The sequence below is a fragment of the Dietzia cercidiphylli genome (assembly GCF_039531545.1).
In the GTDB taxonomy this organism is placed as follows: domain Bacteria; phylum Actinomycetota; class Actinomycetes; order Mycobacteriales; family Mycobacteriaceae; genus Dietzia; species Dietzia natronolimnaea.
In genome coordinates this window covers 308,206-325,706 of sequence record NZ_BAAAQG010000003.1, presented here as the reverse complement: position 1 = coordinate 325,706, position 17,501 = coordinate 308,206, and the positions used below count along the sequence as shown (strand labels likewise).

Annotated in this window: 18 protein-coding genes and 1 tRNA gene; 6 read left to right on the top strand and 13 right to left on the bottom strand. The window is 70.5% G+C overall.

Going from position 1 to position 17,501, the window contains the following annotated elements; translation table 11 throughout:
* Nucleotides 1–26 precede the first annotated feature (26 nt).
* The 3 genes from ABD250_RS03280 to rplJ form a co-directional block, all read right to left on the bottom strand.
* Nucleotides 27–1,166 carry an ABC transporter ATP-binding protein gene (locus ABD250_RS03280; protein ID WP_344390610.1) on the bottom strand — a complete coding sequence of 380 codons (1,140 nt, stop codon included), beginning with the start codon at nucleotides 1,164–1,166 and terminating at the stop codon, nucleotides 27–29.
* Between the two features lie 190 nt (nucleotides 1,167–1,356).
* Entirely contained in the window at nucleotides 1,357–1,737 is a 381-nt protein-coding gene (rplL, locus tag ABD250_RS03275; protein ID WP_344390607.1) for a 50S ribosomal protein L7/L12, read from the bottom strand.
* 61 nt (nucleotides 1,738–1,798) lie between these two features.
* The gene (gene rplJ / locus ABD250_RS03270; protein WP_107746165.1) at nucleotides 1,799–2,311 is read right to left on the bottom strand and encodes a 50S ribosomal protein L10; all 513 of its coding nucleotides are present in this window, start codon (nucleotides 2,309–2,311) and stop codon (nucleotides 1,799–1,801) included.
* A gap of 336 nt (nucleotides 2,312–2,647) precedes the next feature.
* On the opposite strand from rplJ, the gene ABD250_RS03265 reads away from it, so the two are divergent.
* Together ABD250_RS03265 and ABD250_RS03260 are read left to right on the top strand one after the other, a co-directional pair.
* Complete coding sequence (locus ABD250_RS03265) at nucleotides 2,648–3,634, top strand: diacylglycerol kinase family protein (RefSeq protein WP_182658739.1); 987 nt, start codon at nucleotides 2,648–2,650, stop codon at nucleotides 3,632–3,634.
* A gap of 326 nt (nucleotides 3,635–3,960) precedes the next feature.
* Entirely contained in the window at nucleotides 3,961–5,139 is a 1,179-nt protein-coding gene (locus tag ABD250_RS03260) for a CaiB/BaiF CoA transferase family protein (RefSeq protein ID WP_344390960.1), read from the top strand.
* Between the two features lie 13 nt (nucleotides 5,140–5,152).
* On the opposite strand, the gene ABD250_RS03255 is transcribed toward ABD250_RS03260, so the two are convergent.
* The 8 genes from ABD250_RS03255 to hadA all read right to left on the bottom strand — a co-directional run bounded on the left by ABD250_RS03255 (nucleotide 5,153) and on the right by hadA (nucleotide 10,293).
* Nucleotides 5,153–6,088 carry a beta/alpha barrel domain-containing protein gene (locus ABD250_RS03255; protein ID WP_179523167.1) on the bottom strand — a complete coding sequence of 312 codons (936 nt, stop codon included), beginning with the start codon at nucleotides 6,086–6,088 and terminating at the stop codon, nucleotides 5,153–5,155.
* Between the two features lie 213 nt (nucleotides 6,089–6,301).
* The gene (gene rplA / locus ABD250_RS03250) at nucleotides 6,302–7,024 is read right to left on the bottom strand and encodes a 50S ribosomal protein L1 (RefSeq protein WP_179523168.1); all 723 of its coding nucleotides are present in this window, start codon (nucleotides 7,022–7,024) and stop codon (nucleotides 6,302–6,304) included.
* Nucleotides 7,025–7,115: 91 nt separating this feature from the next.
* Nucleotides 7,116–7,550 (bottom strand): 50S ribosomal protein L11, encoded by a 435-nt coding sequence (gene rplK / locus ABD250_RS03245; protein WP_095717641.1) that lies wholly within the window; start codon nucleotides 7,548–7,550, stop codon nucleotides 7,116–7,118.
* 253 nt (nucleotides 7,551–7,803) lie between these two features.
* Entirely contained in the window at nucleotides 7,804–8,703 is a 900-nt protein-coding gene (nusG, locus tag ABD250_RS03240) for a transcription termination/antitermination protein NusG (protein ID WP_182659559.1), read from the bottom strand.
* Between the two features lie 64 nt (nucleotides 8,704–8,767).
* Nucleotides 8,768–9,136, bottom strand: a complete 369-nt coding sequence (gene secE / locus ABD250_RS03235; RefSeq protein ID WP_182659558.1) for a preprotein translocase subunit SecE — start codon at nucleotides 9,134–9,136, stop codon at nucleotides 8,768–8,770.
* 37 nt (nucleotides 9,137–9,173) lie between these two features.
* Nucleotides 9,174–9,246: transfer RNA gene (locus tag ABD250_RS03230), tRNA-Trp, on the bottom strand.
* A gap of 151 nt (nucleotides 9,247–9,397) precedes the next feature.
* On the bottom strand, nucleotides 9,398–9,898 hold the full coding sequence (locus tag ABD250_RS03225; RefSeq protein ID WP_344390594.1) for a MaoC/PaaZ C-terminal domain-containing protein: 501 nt from the start codon (nucleotides 9,896–9,898) through the stop codon (nucleotides 9,398–9,400).
* Nucleotides 9,895–10,293, bottom strand: a complete 399-nt coding sequence (gene hadA / locus ABD250_RS03220; RefSeq protein WP_259847292.1) for a (3R)-hydroxyacyl-ACP dehydratase subunit HadA — start codon at nucleotides 10,291–10,293, stop codon at nucleotides 9,895–9,897. The genes ABD250_RS03225 and hadA overlap by 4 nt, the downstream gene beginning before the upstream one ends.
* A gap of 140 nt (nucleotides 10,294–10,433) precedes the next feature.
* Here hadA and ABD250_RS03215 point away from each other — a divergent pair, with 140 nt between their 5' ends.
* Nucleotides 10,434–12,101, top strand: a complete 1,668-nt coding sequence (locus ABD250_RS03215) for an acetolactate synthase (RefSeq protein ID WP_425551862.1) — start codon at nucleotides 10,434–10,436, stop codon at nucleotides 12,099–12,101.
* Between the two features lie 73 nt (nucleotides 12,102–12,174).
* Here the strand turns inward: ABD250_RS03215 and ABD250_RS03210 are convergent, their stop codons facing one another.
* Together ABD250_RS03210 and ABD250_RS03205 are read right to left on the bottom strand one after the other, a co-directional pair.
* Complete coding sequence (locus tag ABD250_RS03210) at nucleotides 12,175–12,933, bottom strand: response regulator (protein WP_179523173.1); 759 nt, start codon at nucleotides 12,931–12,933, stop codon at nucleotides 12,175–12,177.
* The gene (locus tag ABD250_RS03205) at nucleotides 12,930–14,180 is read right to left on the bottom strand and encodes a sensor histidine kinase (protein ID WP_344390584.1); all 1,251 of its coding nucleotides are present in this window, start codon (nucleotides 14,178–14,180) and stop codon (nucleotides 12,930–12,932) included. The genes ABD250_RS03210 and ABD250_RS03205 overlap by 4 nt, the downstream gene beginning before the upstream one ends.
* Nucleotides 14,181–14,338: 158 nt before the next feature.
* Between ABD250_RS03205 and ABD250_RS03200 the strand changes: the two genes are divergently transcribed.
* Genes ABD250_RS03200 through ABD250_RS03190 form a run of 3 tightly spaced genes read left to right on the top strand, consistent with a single transcriptional unit; the run spans nucleotide 14,339 to nucleotide 17,495 of the window.
* On the top strand, nucleotides 14,339–15,316 hold the full coding sequence (locus ABD250_RS03200) for a Bug family tripartite tricarboxylate transporter substrate binding protein (protein ID WP_182657720.1): 978 nt from the start codon (nucleotides 14,339–14,341) through the stop codon (nucleotides 15,314–15,316).
* Nucleotides 15,313–15,963: a tripartite tricarboxylate transporter TctB family protein gene (locus ABD250_RS03195; protein WP_182638649.1), complete on the top strand. Its 651-nt coding sequence runs from the start codon at nucleotides 15,313–15,315 to the stop codon at nucleotides 15,961–15,963. Before ABD250_RS03200 ends, ABD250_RS03195 begins: the two co-directional genes overlap by 4 nt.
* Nucleotides 15,951–17,495 carry a tripartite tricarboxylate transporter permease gene (locus ABD250_RS03190; RefSeq protein WP_179523177.1) on the top strand — a complete coding sequence of 515 codons (1,545 nt, stop codon included), beginning with the start codon at nucleotides 15,951–15,953 and terminating at the stop codon, nucleotides 17,493–17,495. Before ABD250_RS03195 ends, ABD250_RS03190 begins: the two co-directional genes overlap by 13 nt.
* Nucleotides 17,496–17,501: the final 6 nt, after the last annotated feature.

The window sequence follows — 17,501 nt, the reverse complement described above, 5'->3', positions numbered from 1 at the left end:
TACTTCCCCCGACCTCTCCGGTGTCCTCAGTTCTCGTCGGACCCGTAGTGGTCGTCGATGCCTGCGGCCGATGTGCTGTCCCCGGTGCTCCTGGGGGTGGCGCCGGCCGTCGCCGCCGCGGCGTGCTTGCCGTTGCCGCCGGTGCCGGTGCCGTTGCCGCCGGTGCCGTTGCCGCCGTGGCCGCGGGACGCCCACTCGGCCCGGATGGCCTCCTGCGCGCTGTCGGGGAGCGTGTCCATCATCTCGGCCACGCGCTTCTCACGGCGGATCTCCCCCTTGCGCTCGGGGCCGCCGGGGGTCGGCTGCATCTGCGGCGGGACCCCCGTCACCTCGTCCTCGCCCGGGGAGCCGTCGTTGTGGCCGGCGTCGGCCTGCGCCTGCTCCTCGCGCATCTGCGCGTCGTCCTTCTCCTCCGACATGCCGATCGGACCCAGTTTGGAACCGCGGAGGAACTGACGGACCGAGGGCTCCTCGCTCGTCAGGAGGACCTCGCGCGGGCCGAACATGACGAGCTTCTTGCGATAGAGCATGCCCAGGTTGTCCGGCACGGTCCGGGCGAGGTTGATGTTGTGCGTCACGATGAGGATGGTGGCGTCGATCTGGGCGTTGATGTCGATCAACAACTGTGCGAGGTAGGTGGTGCGTACCGGGTCGAGACCCGAGTCGGGCTCGTCGACCAGGATGATCTCGGGGTCCAACACGAGTGCGCGGGCGAGGCCGGCGCGCTTGCGCATACCGCCGGAGATCTCACCCGGGAGCTTGCCTTCCGCACCGGTGAGACCGGTGAGCTCCAGCTTCTCCATCACGACGTCCCGGATCTCGCTCTCCGACTTGCGGGTGTGCTCGCGCAACGGGAACGCCACGTTGTCGTAGAGGTCCATGGAGCCGAAGAGCGCGCCGTCCTGGAACAGGACACCGAACAGCTTCCGGATCTCGTAGAGCTCCTTGGCGGTGCACTGGAGGATGTCCGTGCCGTCGATGATGATCTGGCCGCGCTCGGGTCGCAGCAGGCCGATGAGTGACTTCAGGAACACCGACTTGCCGGTGCCGGACGGACCCAGGAGCGCGCTCACCTCCCCCTCGGGAAGGGTGAACGAGACGTCCTCCCAGATCTTCTGCGATCCGAAGGACTTCGTCAGTCCCTCAACAGATATCTCGATACCCACGTCACCACTCCTCACTGCAGCCATCATCTGTGGCCACGGTCACTGTAAACTACCGCTCGGAGTGCGTGCTTCGTTACATACCGATAAGTAATGTATCGCAACGAACCTCGTCGGACCGACCTGCAGAAATGTCAGAGGGGCGGTCCGGCGACTTCGCCGGACCGCCCCTCACGAGACGTGGTGCGTCAGATCACTTGAGCGAGACCTTGGCGCCGGCCTCTTCGAGCTTGGTCTTGGCGGCCTCGGCGGACTCCTTGTCGGTCTTCTCGATGATCGCCTTGGGAGCGGACTCGACGAGGTCCTTGGCCTCCTTGAGGCCCAGGCCCGAGACGATCTCGCGGACGACCTTGATCACGCCGATCTTCTTCTCGCCGGCCGACTCGAGGACGACGTCGAACTCGTCCTGCTCGGCGGCGGCCTCGGCGGCGGCCGGGGCGGCGGCCGCAGCGGCGACCGGAGCGGCCGCGGTGACCTCGAAGGTGTCCTCGAACAGCTTCACGAACTCGGAGAGCTCGAGAAGAGTCATCTCCTTGAAGGCCTCGAGCAGCTCGTCGTTGCTGAGCTTCGCCATGGTGGCGTCCTTTCATTTGGTCCCGGCACCGTCATACGGCACCGGAAGCGTGTGGGGTGTGTCAGTTCTTCTTGTCTTCGAGTGCCGCGAACAGACGTGCCAGCTGCGAGGCGGGCGCGTTGAACAGGCCGGCGGCCTTGGCCTGGTTGCCCTTGAGCGCACCGGCCATCTTCGCAAGGAGGACCTCGCGGGACTCGAGCTCGGCGATCTTGTCGAGTTCGGCGGCGGACAGCGTGGCGCCGTCCATGACACCACCCTTGACGATGAGCGCCTTGTTGTCCTTGGTGAACGTCTTGAGCGCCTTGGCGGCGTCCACGACCTCACCGGTGACGAACGCGATGGCGGTGGGGCCGGTCAGGAGGTCGTCGAGACCCTCGACACCGGCTTCCTTCGCCGCACGCTTGACCAGGGTGTTCTTGGCCACGGTGTACGTGGCCGAGTCACCCAGCGCCTTGCGCAGCGCGGTGACCTGCGGAACGGAGAGTCCGCGGTATTCGGTGACCACGGCCGTGGTGGAGTTCTGGAAGTGCTCCTTGATCTCCTCGACGGCCTGGACCTTTGCGGGCTTTGCCATGTTTCGCCTCCTCTCTGCTTCTCACTGCCGGGAAATGCACGAACGCCCCGGGCGCAGGCGGCACGGGGCGTGGAGGAGGCGGGCACGGTGACGTGCCATGTCCTACACTGACCGGTGTTCTCCTGCGCGGGCCGTCCGGGCGCTCCCGGACACTTCGACCGCCCCCGGCGGGGACGGTGACCTGCGGTCTTCGGTGAAACTTGATCAGGTGCCCGACGGAGCGAGCCGTCAGGCGTTCAAACTTCCCCATCAGGGTATAGGCGGCAGGTCGTCACCGCCAAATCGGCGGGCAGCCGGGGAATGGCGGGTCGCGCGCGTTTCTGACACTGTTGTGCCGTGCCCCCCGCCTCGTCCCGCGTCGCCGTCGTATACAACCCCATCAAAGCCGGAGTCGATGAGGTTCGTCGCCGCACGGCCGAGAGGGCGGCTCTGCACGGGTGGACCGATCCGGTCTTCTACGAGACCACCGAGGAGGATCCGGGAGTGGGCCAGGCCGCGGAGGCCGCCGCGAGCGGTGTCGGCCTGGTGCTCGCCTGCGGCGGCGACGGCACCGTGCGATCGGTCGCCCAGGGTCTCGTCGGGACCGGGATCCCCATGGGTGTGGTCCCGCTCGGCACCGGCAACCTGCTCGCCCGGAACCTGGACATCCCGCTGGACGACGTGGACCGCGCCGTCCGCGTGGCGATGAGCGGCCGGAGCCGGGGGGTTGACCTCGGCCTGGTCCGGTACACCGACGGCGAGGGGCACACCCACGACGACGTCTTCCTCGTCATGCTCGGCGCGGGCATGGACGCGGACATGATCGCCGGCACCCACGACGGCCTCAAGGCCCGGGTGGGATGGCTCGCCTACGTGGGGGCCTTCGCCAATACTCTGCTCCGCGGCCACCGGATCAAGGTGGAGTACTCACTCGACGACGGACCGGAAATCCACACCCGTGCCCGGACCCTGCTGGTGGCCAACTGCGGGATGCTCCAGGCCGGGATGATCCTGCTGCCCGACGCGGTGATCGACGACGGCCTCCTCGATGTGTTGGCGCTGCGGGCCAAGGGCGCCCTCGGCTGGGCGCAGGCCGGCGCGGTACTGGTCCACCACACGTTCCAGCATCAGCTCGCCCCGGCCCTACGGAGGGGCTCCTCGAAGGTCGAGGGGAAGGAACGACACCAGACCCGCCCACTGGACTTCCGTCAGGGCGAGGGGGTCTCGGCCCGGATCCTGGAGAAGCCCGCGTCGTTCCAGATCGACGGCGAGGAGTGCGGAACCGTCACCGAGTTCTCGGCGTGGATCAAGCGTCGTGGACTCACGGTGCGTGTCGCACACTGACCCCGGTCGAACGGTCTTCAGGCGCCACGTCTCTCCGGTGGTGCCCGCGCGTCGGGGACGGGTGATCACGTGCCCGGGCTGGGTAGCGTGTGGGTCGAGGAGACCGCCCGCCCGGGGTTCCGGGCGAGTGGGTCACACGGTGGGTGCGAACGACTCGCACGGCGGACTGGCGGGGGCGGGTCATGGAGATCTTCGACGGACAGCGGCCTGACCGGGCGGCACACGACCCGGCGGCCCCCTCGCCCGGCGGCACCCCGGACAGCGCACCGGGCGGCGCCCCTGACGACTCGCCGGCGCAGCAGACCGGGACCGGGCCGCTGGCGGGCATGCTCGTGGTGGAGCTCGGCACGCTCATCGCGGGTCCGTTCGCCGGCCGGCTGTTGGGGGACATGGGCGCCCGGGTCGTCAAGATCGAGGATCCCGGACGCCCCGACCCCCTGCGGACGTGGGGCCAGGGCGAGCGCGACGGTCGCCGCCACTTCTGGACCGTCCACGCGCGTAACAAGGAGTCGATCACCCTCGACCTGCGATGCCCGGACGGCGCGGCGATCTTCCTCGACCTGGTCGCCCGCGCGGACGTCGTGGTGGAGAACTTCCGTCCGGGCACCCTGGAGAAGTGGGGGCTCGGGCCGGTCCGCCTGCACGAGGTCAACCCCGGCCTGGTGATCGGTCGGGTCTCCGGATACGGCCAGACAGGACCCCAGGCCACCCGCGCCGGTTACGCCTCGGTCGCCGAGGGGGTCTCGGGGCTACGCCACCTCAACGGGTTCCCCGACCGTCCGCCGCCCCGGATGGCCCTGTCGATCGGCGACACCCTCGGTGGGATGTTCGCCGTGCAGGGGATTCTCGCGGCGCTGCTCGCCCGCACCACCACCGGCCGCGGGCAGGTGGTCGACGTGGCGCTCACGGAGTCCTGCCTGGCCGTGCAGGAGTCGGTGATCCCCGACTTCGACGCGGCGGGAGTGGTGCGCGGCCCGTCCGGCACGCGTCTGGAGGGGATCGCCCCGTCGAACCTCTACCGCGCGTCGGACGGGGTGTGGGTGATCATCGCCGCCAACCAGGACACCGTGTTCCGCCGGTTGTGCTCGGCGATGGGCCGCCCCGAGCTCGCCGACGACCCGCGTTTCGCCGACCACCACGCGCGCGGGGTGCACCAGGACCAGATCGATAAGATCATCGCCGACTGGGCCGCGGAGCGGACGGCCGGGGAGATCGCCACCGTCCTGGAGGCCGCCGGGGTCGTGGTGGGTCCCGTGAACACCGTCGCGGACGTGGTGCGGGACGAGCAGTTCCTCGCGCGCGGGATGATCGTGCCGCACACCGTGCCCGGCGTGGACGACACGGTGCTCGGACCGGGGGTCGTGCCCGTGCTGGACGCCACGCCCGGTGCGGTGCGTCGCGGCGGGACCCCCGAACCGGGCTGGGACAACCGGAGGGTCTATTCCGGGTTGCTCGGCCTGGACGACGAGCACCTGGCCGACCTGGCCGCCCGCGGCGTCATCTGAGCGACGGAGCGACTCAGGTCGTCGGCAGGGTCCAGTCGAACTCGCGGCCGTTGCCGTGCGCCCCCGCCGAGGCCCGCGAGCGCGACCGTTCGCCCAGCTCGGCCAGCATCCGGTCACCCGCCCGGACCAGATCGTGGAAGCCCTCCGGATCCAACCAGTCCGGCCGGAGGGCGAACAGCAGGTCCTCGGTTGCGGTGTTGCCTGAGGCCCCGGGCGCGAAGGGGCAGCCGCCGAGCCCGCCCAGGGCGGAGTCGACCATCCCCGCGCCCGCCTCCACCGCGGCCAGGGCGTTGGCGACCCCCATCCCCCACGTGTCGTGGCCGTGGAAGACGATGCGACGACCGGCAGCCGGCCCGACCGCGGCCGCGACCAGCTCGCCGACCTGTCGCGGATGCGCCTGGCCGAGAGTGTCCGCCACCACCACGTCGACCGTCCCGGCGCCGCGCGGGTCCGCGATCAACTCCAGTACCCGCCCGGGTTCGACCGGCCCGGTGAGCGGACAGGTGAAGGCGGTGGCCAGGCAGAGCTGGACCTTGCCGCCGACGGCGTCGGCCGCCCGCACCGCCTCGGGCAGCGCGGCCATGCTCGTCTCGACGTCCCGGCCGATGTTGGCCCGGTTGTGCGCGTCCGTCACCGACAGGCAGTACTGGAATCGCCTCACCCCGGCGTCGGCGGCGCGCCGCACGTGGCCGGGCGTGGCCACCCAGACCCAGCAGCGGTCCCGCTCGGCCTCGTCCAGGGCGCCGATCACGTCGAGCGTGTCGGCGAGCGCCGGGACCAGGTCCGGCCTGGCCATCGACCCCACCTCGAGTTCGGGGACGCCGGACCGGAGCAACGTGCGGACGAGCTCCACCTTGCCGGCGGTACCCAGTCGCCCCTCCGTCAGCTGGAGTCCGTCCCTCAGGGCGACGTCGCGCACTGCCACGTCTCCGTTGGACCGCGTGTTCATGGGGGTGTCCTTCCGCATCCGGGACCGCCGTGTGGTGCGGTGTGCCGGGTCCCATGGCGGCCTGGGAGATCCTGGCGATGACGGTACCCGCGGGTGCGGCCGGAGGCGTCACGGCCGGGGTATGACGGCCGGGGTATGACGGCCGGGACATCCCTGACAGCGAAGGGCCCCGCGCCGTGAACGGTCGCGGGGCCCTCCTGCCGGGGGATCAACTCACTGGGAGTCGGTGCCCGCCTCGAGGAGCTTGGAGATCGCCGAGGGGTCGACCGGGATGCCGGGTCCGGTCGTGGTGGACACGGTGATCTTCTGCAGGTAGCGGCCCTTGGAGGAGGACGGCTTGAGACGCATGACCTCGTCGATCGCGGCCTGGTAGTTCTCCGTGAGCTGCTCGGTGGAGAACGACGCCTTGCCCACGATGAAGTGCAGGTTGTTGGCCTTGTCGGTGCGGAAGGTGACCTTGCCGCCCTTGATGTCGCTGACGGCCTTGGTCACGTCCATGGTGACGGTGCCCGTCTTGGGGTTCGGCATGAGGCCACGCGGGCCGAGCACGCGGGCCACACGGCCGACCTTGGCCATCTGGTCCGGCGTGGCGATCGCGGCGTCGAAGTCGAGCCAGCCGCCCTGGATCCGCTCGATGAGGTCGTCGGAGCCCACGACGTCGGCGCCGGCGGCCTCGGCCTCGGTGGCCTTCTCGCCCGCGGCGAAGACGATGACGCGGGCGGTCTTACCGGTACCGTTGGGAAGATTCACGGTGCCGCGGACCATCTGGTCCGCCTTGCGGGAGTCGACGCCAAGTCGCATGGCGACCTCGACGGTGGCGTCCATCTTCGTCGAGGAGGTGTCCTTGGCCAGTGCCAGGGCATCCAGAGGCGAGTACAGCTTGGTGCGGTCGACCTTGTCAGCTGCGGCCTTGTAGGCCTTGCTGTTCTTGCTCATGAGAGTTCCATTCCTGCCGCGTGTTCTCTGCGACGGTCGGGTGTGGTGCGGGCCTGAGCTGCCCTCCCACGGTGATGTGTGGTGGTGGAGGTCAGGCCTCGACCGTGATGCCCATGGAGCGGGCGGTGCCGGCGATGATCTTCGCGGCCTGGTCGACGTCGTTGGCGTTGAGGTCCTCCATCTTGGTCTGCGCGATCTCGCGGACCTGGTCCATGGAGACCTTGCCGACCTTGGCGGAGTGCGGGGTGCCCGAACCCTTCTGCAGGCCGGCGGCCTTGAGCAGGAGCTTGGCGGCCGGCGGCGTCTTGAGCTTGAAGTCGAAAGAACGGTCCTCGTAGACCGTGATCTCGACCGGCACGACGTTCCCGCGCTGGTTCTCGGTGGCTGCGTTGTAGGCCTTGCAGAACTCCATGATGTTGACACCATGGGCACCCAGAGCCGGGCCGACCGGCGGTGCCGGGTTGGCTGCGCCGGCGTTGATCTGGAGCTTGATCAGCCCTGAGACCTTCTTCTTCTTCGGAGGCATCGTCTTCCTGATTCTTCGACTGGATCTCGGCTCCACGCTGTACACGTGGGAGGCCGACTGTCGTGTGCGCCGCTCCCCTCAGGCCCGCCCGTCGGGCAGGGCATGCGGGGGCGCAGGCACAACCTTGGAGAGTCTACGTGCAATCGACGTGCAACGGCTAATCCGATCCGGCGCACCGTGGCGCGATCCCCGAAACGACGGGACCCGCCGCGCGCGGTGTGCGCGGGGCGGGCCGTCGGGGTGATCGCGCTGGTCAGTCGATCTTCTCCACCTGGGAGAATCCGAGCTCCACCGGGGTCTCGCGACCGAAGATGGACACGAGCACCTTGAGCTTCTGCGAGGTCGGATCGACCTCGGAGATGCTGGCGGGCAGGGTGGCGAACGGGCCGTCCATGACGGTGACCGACTCGCCGACCGTGAACTCCACCTCGACGGTCTGCGGGACCAGTCCACCGTCGGCCTCGCCACCGGGGGTGGCGGCCTTCTTCTCCGGCTTGGGGGCCAGGAACTTGGCCACGTCGCTCAGCGAGAGCGGGGTGGGCGCACCGGCCGCACCGCCGGTCGCGCTGACGAACCCGGTCACGCCGGGGGTGTTGCGGACGACACCCCATGACTCGTCGTCGAGGTCCATACGCACCAGGACGTAGCCGGGCAGGACCTTGCGGTTGGCGACCTTCTTCTGGCCGTTCTTGACCTCGGTGTACTCCTCGATGGGGACCTCGACCTGATAGATCTTGTCCTCCGCGCCGAGGGTGACCGCGCGGGTCTCGAGATTGGCCTTGACCTTGTTCTCGTACCCGGCGTACGAGTGGACGACGAACCAGTCGCCGGGGAGCTTGCGCAGCTGGCGCTTGAAGGCGATGACGGGATCGATCGCGGGCGCCGCCTCCTCGGCGGGGGCCTCTGCCGACTCGGATCCCTCCGCGACGTCGGCCTCATCGGTGACGTCGGCGACCTCGTCGGCGTCCTCATCGGTGCCGGCGACCGCGTCGATGGCATCCGCCACGGCCTCGGCGGTCGGCGGGACCGCGACGTCGGAGGGGTCCGCGGAGGTGTCACCGAGCACCGCATCCGCCGCGGTCTCGGCCTGCTCGGCGGCAGCCGGGCTCTGCTCGACGTCCTCGGATTCGGGGCTCTGCTCGATGTCGCTCACTGAAATTGCGGTCCTCTCGAAGTTCGGCGGTCCGGATCTCGTCCCGGACCTCCAGCGGCGGGTGTCAGCGGTCGAAGACGAGCTCGACGAGCTTGCCCGCGCCGAAGTCGACGCCGGAGACCAGCGCGGTCATGAAGATCAGGAACAGGAACACCACGATGGTGTAAGTGACCATCTGGTTGCGCGTGGGCCAGATGACCTTACGCAGCTCCTCGATGACCTGCCCGATGTACTGGAACGGATTCGCGCGGTTGGCCCGCGTGTCCTCCGTGGTGTCCGCATCGGTGCGGACCCGATTGGCGACGGTGGTGTCGCTCCGGCCGGCTTTGCCTGTCGGAACAGCAGAGCCCGTCGGAACAGCGGCACCGGTGGTACCGGCCGCGCCGTCGGAACCGCGCGCGCCGCTGGTGTCGTCGTCGCGATCCTGACTCACGCGTTACCTCCGGGTCGACTGTGGCTGGCGGGAAGGGCAGGGGCGACAGGACTTGAACCTGCAACCTGCGGTTTTGGAGACCGCTGCTCTGCCAATTGAGCTACGCCCCTTCGGCCGGTCTCCCGACCACCCGTGCCGTCTCACGAATCGCGGACCGCACGAACGCCTCGACTCTACAGTGTCGGCGGCTGCCTCAGGCAGCGTGGGCCGCGACCGCGGGCGGTCGGGCGTGGCAAGTGTACGTCAGCCCCGGCAGTGGCTCTAAATCGCTCGATCGGCGCCGTCGAGGGCGACGGTCACGATCGCCTTGCCGAACACCTTGGCCCCGCCGCAGGTGACCGTGAGGGCCACGTCTGCCGTGGAACCGTCGGCGGCGACCTTCCTCACCGTGCCGGCCACCTCCAACAGGGCCGGGGCGTCGGCGGGGACCACCACCGGTCCGGCGAACCGGATCGAGGTGGCCACCACCCGGTCCGCTCCCCCGGCCCACTCGGCCACGACCCCGATCGCCAGCGCCGAGGTCAGCATCCCGTGCGCGACCACGCCGGGCAGACCGAGCTCGCGGGCGGCCTCGTCACTGAGGTGGATGGGGTTGTGGTCCCCCGAGGCGTCCGCGTAGCGGCGCAGGTCCGCACGCGTCACCGGCAGGCTGCGGGCCCGGATGGGCTCGCCGGGCTCCGGTCGCCTCGTCGTCGTCGGCTCGTCCCTCGTCGGTTCGTCCGTCGTCGGGTTGTCCGTGCTCGTCGGCTCGTCCGTGGTCATCCCTCCACCTCCGCGGTGAGCAGCGCGCTCGTCAGCGACTGGACCGCCGCGCCGCTCGGGTCGCGGAGCACCGTGTCGAAGCCGATCATCCGCCCGCCACGGGCGGACCGCACCCCGGTGACCGTCGCGGTGGCGGTGAGGACGTCACCGACCGCGATGGGCCTGTGGTGCACGGAGGACTGGGCGGTGTGGAGGGTGCGGGAGAGGTCGATCCGCAGGTCGGGGTGCTCCATCACCGCGCGCTGCACCGGCGCCGTCAGCGCCGCGGCCAGCGTGGCCGGGACCTCGCCGGACGGCGCGCCGACGGCCTCGGCGACACGCGCCACCACCTCGGCGGTGACGGTGACGGGGTCACCGGTGACGACGACGTGGTCGTCTGCGTTGTCTGTGCTCACACCGGCCGACGCTACCCCAGCCGTTCCGCGCGAAATCGCCGATGCGACACGGGCACGACTCCTACGGTGGGATCAGTCGACCAGGGAGAGCGCCCGTGAGCCAGAACGATCCGGCAGGACACGACCGAGACGAGCGCGGGATCGAGGAGTCCGGCCCCGTGGCCGGCCACGGCGGGTCCCACGCCACCGCCGTCGCCGCCGCGCACGGGGTCCGGACCATGTTCACGCTCTCCGGCGCACACGTCTTCCCGATGTACGACGCGGCGGAGAAGGAGGACCACGGGATCTCCCTGCTCGACGTCCGGCACGAGCAGACCGCCGCGTTCGCCGCCGAGGCCACCGGCAAACTCACGCGCTCCCCCGGCCTGGCCGTCCTCACCGCCGGGCCCGGTGTCACCAACGGGATCAGTGCGATCTCCCAGGCCTCGTTCTCCGGCGCACCCATGGTGGTGCTGGGCGGCCGCGCCCCCGCGGGCCGGTGGGGCACGGGCAGCCTGCAGGAGTTCGACCACGTCCCCCTGGTCGAGTCGGTGACGGTGTCCGCCGAGACGGCCCGCGACACCGCCGACATCGCCGACGCCACGCACCGGGCCTTCACCGCCGCACGCTCCGCCCACCGCGGACCGGCGTTCCTCGACGTGCACATGGACCACTTCTTCGACCAGTGCGAGTCCGTGCGACCGGGGCCGGGTTCCGGGCCCACCCCGGATCGCTCCCCCGACACCGACGCGGTCGACCGGATCGCCGACCTGCTGGTGGGGGCGCGACGGCCCGTCCTGGTGCTGGGGTCGGACGTCTGGGCCGACGGCGCCGAGGTGGCCGCCCTGCGCTGTGTGGAGGCGCTCGGGCTGCCCGCGATCCCCAACGGCATGGGTCGAGGAGTCGTCCCCGCCGGTCACGCGCTGCTGGTGTCCAAGGCGCGGGGGATGGCGTTCGGTATGGCCGACCTCGTCGTGGTCGTCGGCACCCCGCTGGACTTCCGCCTGGGGTACGGCGTGTTCGGCGGCAAGGACGGGGCGGACCCCGCGACGGTCGTGCACGTCGCCGACTCCGAGGGCCAACTCAGCCGACACGCCTCACCCGCCGTCGCCACCGCCGGTGATCTGGGGCGGGTGCTGGACGCGCTGACCCAGGCGGTGCAGCGTCGGTCGACGACGCCGGACTGGAGCGGGTGGGCGCGGTCGCTGCGGGAGAAGGCGGACGCCACGCACGCCGCCGACCTGGAGTTGTTCAGCGCGAGCGCCGACCCCATCCACCCGGCGCGCATCTACGGCGAGTTGCTGCCGCGCCTGGCCGAGGACGCGGTCGTGATCGGCGACGGCGGCGACTTCGTCTCCTTCGCCGGCAAGTTCATCGAGCCCGCCCGGCCCGGGAACTGGCTGGACCCCGGCCCGTTCGGCTGCCTCGGCGCCGGCCTGGGCGCGGCGATCGCCGCGAGGATCGCCCGGCCGTCGAGCCAGGTGGTGCTGCTGCTCGGCGACGGCGCGGCCGGGTTCTCGCTGATCGACGTGGACACCCTCGTGCGGCACGACCTGCCCGTGGTGATGGTGATGGGGAACAACGGGGCGTGGGGGCTGGAGAAGGGGCCGATGCAGATGCTGTACGGCTACGACGTGATCGCCGACCTCGCCCCGCGCACCCGGTACGACGAGGTGGTCAGGGCGCTCGGTGGGGCCGGTGAGATGGTCACCGATCCCGCGCAGATCGGCCCGGCCCTGGACCGCGCGTTCGCGAGCGGGGTGCCGCACCTGGTCAACATCGTGACAGACGTAGAGGCGGGCTATCCCCGCTCGACGTTCGGGGTGTGAGCCCCACCCGGTCGACCACGGAGTCGGCCGCGCGCCGGTCCCACGGTGGCACCCGTGCCGTCGTGTGCGCCGGTCATGACACGACGATCCGGTAGAGAAGCTCGGGTCGGCCGCGGCTCCCGTACCGATGGGACACGTCGACGGCGCCGTTGCGGTGCAGATGATCGAGGTAGCGTCGCACGGTCGCGCGGGAGGCGCCGCTCGCGCGCGCGACCTCCGCGGCCGAGTGCCCGGCGCCGTCGTCCAGCGCGGCCAGGACCGCGGCCAGCGTCGGCTCGGACAAGCCCTTCGGCAGCCGCACCGGGGCCCGGCCCTCCGGTGCCCGGGTCGGCCCCTCCGTCGCCGGGGCCGTGGGCCCCACGCCCGCCCCCCTCCGCAGCAGGGCGTCGATCTCCCCCTGCCCGAACGAGTCGAGCTCGGCCGGCGGCCCGGCGGCGAACTCGGACCGGAACCGCTCCAGTCGCTCGACCATCGCGGCCCTGGTGAAGGGCTTGACCAGATACCCGGCGACCTGTCCGGACAGCGCCTGCCGAACGGTGATGCGGTCCCGCAACGAACTCACCACGATCACACTGATCGGGCGGCGGGAGATCGTCCTGATCCGGTGCAGCACCTCGATCCCGCTGAACCCCGGCAGGCCGATGTCGAGTAGCACCAGGTCGATCCCGCCACCGGCCACCCACCCCACCGCCCCCTGCCCGTCGGCGACCGCGGCGGTCACGCCGAAGCCCGCGACGCCCTCCACGTACCGACTGTGCAGGCGCCGCGCGACGGGATCGTCGTCGACGATGAGCGTCCGGATGACGCGGCCGCCCTGTCCCTCGTCCGTCATCGTCCCCCCCGCAGCCGTACGGTGACCAGCGCCCCACCGGCCGGCGACCTGCCCACCTCGATCTCACCATCCCGGTCCAGCACGATCTGCCAGACCACCGCCAGGCCCACGCCGCGCGTCGCGTTCCGGCCACCCGGCTCCTTGGTGGAGTAACCGTGCTCGATCATCGTCGGAAGCGCCTCCGGGTCCAGGCCCGGCCCGTCGTCACCCACCGCCACCTCGGTGCCGAACTCGTCCGCCAGCACCAGAACCTGGACGTGGCCCCCGGGCCCCGCCGCCTCGACGGCGTTGATCACCAGATTGGCGATGAGCGAGAGGTCGTCGCCCCCGAGCTCACCTGCGCTCGTCGAGGTCAGGGGGTCGATCTCCAGCAGTCCCCCCTGTGTCCGGTACTCCGCCGCCATCTCCCCCAACACCGCGCGCAGGCGCGGATCCTCGACGCCCCCGTCGCGGGTGTCCGCACCGGTGATGGGGGCCAGCTCCGCCAGGTAGTCCAGTGCCGCGTCGGCCTCGCCGCTCTCGACCAGCCCGTACACCGCATGGATGCGGGTCCGGAACTCGTGGGTCTGCTCGCGCAGAGCCCGGGACAACCGTCGCTGCTCCCCCAGTTCGGCGTTCTCCGCCTCCAGCCTGCGGACCCGGGCGCCGATCGCCGCCGAGACCCCGGCCGCCCCGGTCAGCCCGACCAGCACCGCCAGCAACACCCACGGTGCCATCGCCGTGAGACTCGACCGCAGGTCGGCGGCGATCTCCGATTCGAGCACCCCGACCGATGCCGCGCCGACCACGTCACCGTCGCGGTACACGGGCACCTTGGCACGCAGGGTCGGACCGAGCGTCCCCTCCTCGGTGCCGACGAAGGTGGCTCCCGCCAGGACGTCCGACGGGTCGGTCGAGACCGGTCGGCCACGCTCCCCTGCCACCGGGTGGGTTATCCGGATCCCCCGCGCGTCACTGATCACGACGTAGTCGACGCCGGACGCCTGCTGGATCAGCTCGGTCAACGGTTGCAGCTCCTGCTCGGCGTCACCCCGCCCGATGGCCACCCGCACCTGGTCGAGATCCGCGAGGCTACGCGCGACCGCGAGGACCCGCTCGGTCGTGGCCTCGCGCACCTGCCGCTCCTGGGCCCGGGCCGCGGCGAAGGCCGTCAGGCCCACGCAGGTCACCACGACAGCGCACTGGATCAGCAGCACCACGAGGAGCCGGAACCGCCGGCTGAGCAACCACTCCGAGTACCGCGCCACCCCGCTCCTCCCCTCGCCCGCACCGCCACCGTCCGGCCCGACGGCGTGAGCATCAATGAGCACAAAGACTAGTTGTGCCCCACATCACACGTCGCCGATCCATGCTCAGCTCATCCCTCGGTGGCGCTCATGCCATCGACCACCTGGAAGGACCGTTGATGCGACACCCCTTCGCCCGCATCCTGACCGTGGTACTCGCCGTCGGGCTCACCACGGCCGCGGCGACCGACGCCAGCCGATCCGGAGGCGGCGACAACCCGCGGACCCAACTGAGCATCATCCCACCGGCCGCCCCCGGGGGCGGGTGGGACACGTTCGGCAGGGAAGCTCAGCAGGCACTCATGACCAACGGGATCGTCAACGCGGTGCGGGTCCGCAACGTCCCGGGCGCGGCCGGGACCATCGGACTGACCCAGTTCGTCCAGCTCGCCGGACGCACCGACTCACTGCTGGTCACCGGCGGCGTCATGGTGGGCGGGGTGATCCTGCAGGATTCCGACGCCACGCTCGAGGACACGACGCCGATCGCCCGCCTCGCCGACGACTACAACGTGCTGGTGGTCCCGGCGGACTCCCCGTACCAGACCCTCGACGAGTTCCTCGCGGCATGGCGTGAGCATCCGGGCATGGCGATCGCGGGCGGGTCGCTCGGGAGCATCGACCATCTGCTCACCGGCATGCTCGCCGACGCCGCCGGCATCGACCCGGCCCTCGTCAACTACATCGCCTATTCCGGTGGTGGGGAGGTCGTGAGATCGATGATCAGCGGCTCCGCGGTGGGCGCCATCTCCGGCGCCAACGACTTCGACGCCCAGATCGAGGCGGGCGAGCTCCGTGCGCTCGGGGTCTCGTCGGCGACCCCGGTCGAGGAGCTGTCGACCCCGACCTTCATCGAACAGGGAGTGGACGTGTCCATGTCGAACTGGCGCGGACTGGTCGCCCCACCGGACATCCCGGACGAGGTCCGGGACGAGCTCATCGCGATCATCGCGGAGATGCGCGAGACCGACGAGTGGCGCGACACCCTCGGGCGCAACAACTGGACCGACGAGTTCATGGCAGGTGACGAGTTCGCACGGTTCCTCGACGCGGAGATCGCCACGACCGAAGACATCATCAGGGAGCTGGGGCAATGACACTCTTATCCGACCAGACGAGCACGGCGGTCCCGCCGGCCCGGTCCGGCGACCGGAGGCGGTGGTGGCGCGACCGGACCGAGCTCGGGTTCGCCGCCGGCGTACTCGCGCTCGCAGTGTTCATGATCGTGCAGATCATCACCATGGATGTCCCCGAGGGCGTGGGAGCACCCGGGCCGCGGTTCGTCCCCGCCCTCGTGGCCGGATTCCTGATCCTGACCGGCGGACTGCTGGCGATCAACGTCATCCGCACCCCTCGGCACACCGCGGCCACCTCGACCATGGGTCAACTGTCCACCGACATGCTCGAGGACCTGGCCGCGATCGACGACCCCGTCGACTCCCCCACCACGACGTCGCCGGTACCCGCCGCCGACCCGGAGTACGTGCCCGTCGACTACCGCACCACCGGAATCGTGATCGCCGCCCTCATCGGGTTCGCGTTCCTGCTCCAGCCCGTCGGCTGGCTGGTCACCGCCAGCGCGCTGTTCTGGATCGTGAGCCGCGCGCTGGGGAGCAGACGGCCGGTCTTCGACATCGCCGTCTCGGTGATCTTCGCCTCCGTCATCCAGATCGCGTTCTCGGCCGGGCTCGGCCTGGGACTGCCCGCCGGAATCCTCGAAGGAGTCGTGCCGTGGAGCAACTGAGCCTGCTGGGCGAGGGCCTCGCCGGGGTGCTCACCCCGATGAACCTCACCCTCCTGCTGATCGGTGCCCTCCTCGGCACCGCGGTCGGTGTCCTACCGGGACTCGGCTCCGCGATGGCGGTCGCCCTGCTCCTGCCGGTCACCTTCACCCTCGACCCGACCGGCGCCTTCATCATGTTCGCCAGCATCTACTTCGGCGGACTGTTCGGCGACTCGACCTCCGGGATCCTGCTCAATACACCGGGCAACTCGTCCGCCATAGCCACGACGTTCGAAGGGCACCGGATGGCCAAGAGCGGCCGGGCGGCCAAGGCCCTGGGGATCTCGGCGATCGGTGCGTTCACGGGCGGCATGATCGCGTGCGCCTGCGTGGTGATGTTCTCCCCCTATCTGATCGTCCTCGCCCGGGCGTTCTCGTCACCGGAGTACTTCGCTCTGGCGGTGTTCGCCTTCGTCGCCATCTCGGCGGTGGTCGCCGAGTCCGTCGTGAGGGGACTCGCCGCGCTCGGGCTGGGTCTCGCTCTCGCCCTGGTCGGAACCGACTCGATGACCGGCACCCAGCGATTCACGCTGGACAACCCGTCCCTGTTCGAGGGCATCTCGATCATCGTGATCACCGTGGGCCTGCTGGCCCTCGGCGAGGTGCTGCACCAGGCGTCGCGGATCCACCGCGAGGCGCACATCGGCGGTCCGGTGACCACCGAGGGCTCACCGTTCCCGACCCGGAAGGAGATGCGCAGAATCGTCCCCGCCTTCCTCCGCGGCACGGCGTTCGGTCTGCCCTTCGGCACGATCCCGGTCGGCGGCTCCGAGGTCCCGACGTTCCTCGCCTACGGCACCGAGAAGGCACTGGCCGCGCGGCGCCACGACCCCGACTTCGGCACCCGCGGCGCGCTCCAGGGCGTCGCCGCACCCGAGGCCGCGGGCAATGCCACCGCCGGCAGCGCGATGGGGGCGCTGCTCGTCCTGGGCCTGCCGACCTCGGCGACCGCCGCCATGATGCTGGCCGCGTTCCAGCAGTACGGGATGCAGCCCGGTCCCCTGCTGTTCGAGACGAGCGCCGCACTGGTCTGGCCGCTGCTGGCCAGCCTGTTCGTCGGCCTGATCATCCTGTTGATCATCAACCTGCCGTTCGCGGCCGTGTGGGCGAAGCTGCTGCTGATCCCCCGCCACTACCTGTACGCCGGGGTGACGGTCATCGCGATGCTCGGCACCTACGCGATCTCCTCGTCGACGCTCGATCTCTGGATGGTGATCGCGATCGGCATCGTGGGATTCCTCATGCGCCGGTACTCGATCCCGCTGGCCCCGGTGCTGATCGCAGCGATCCTCGGACCGCTGGCGGAGCTCGAACTGCGTCGGTCGCTCGCGCAGTCCGAGGGCGATGTGTCGATCCTGTTCTCCTCGACCATCACCCTCACGCTGTACGCGTTGCTGGCGGCGGCCGTCGCGGCGAGCATCATCCAGCACACCCGGCACCGTCGTCGTCGGCGCGTGGAGGCCGCCGAACGGGTGGAGCCCGCCGCTCGGTGAGGGAAC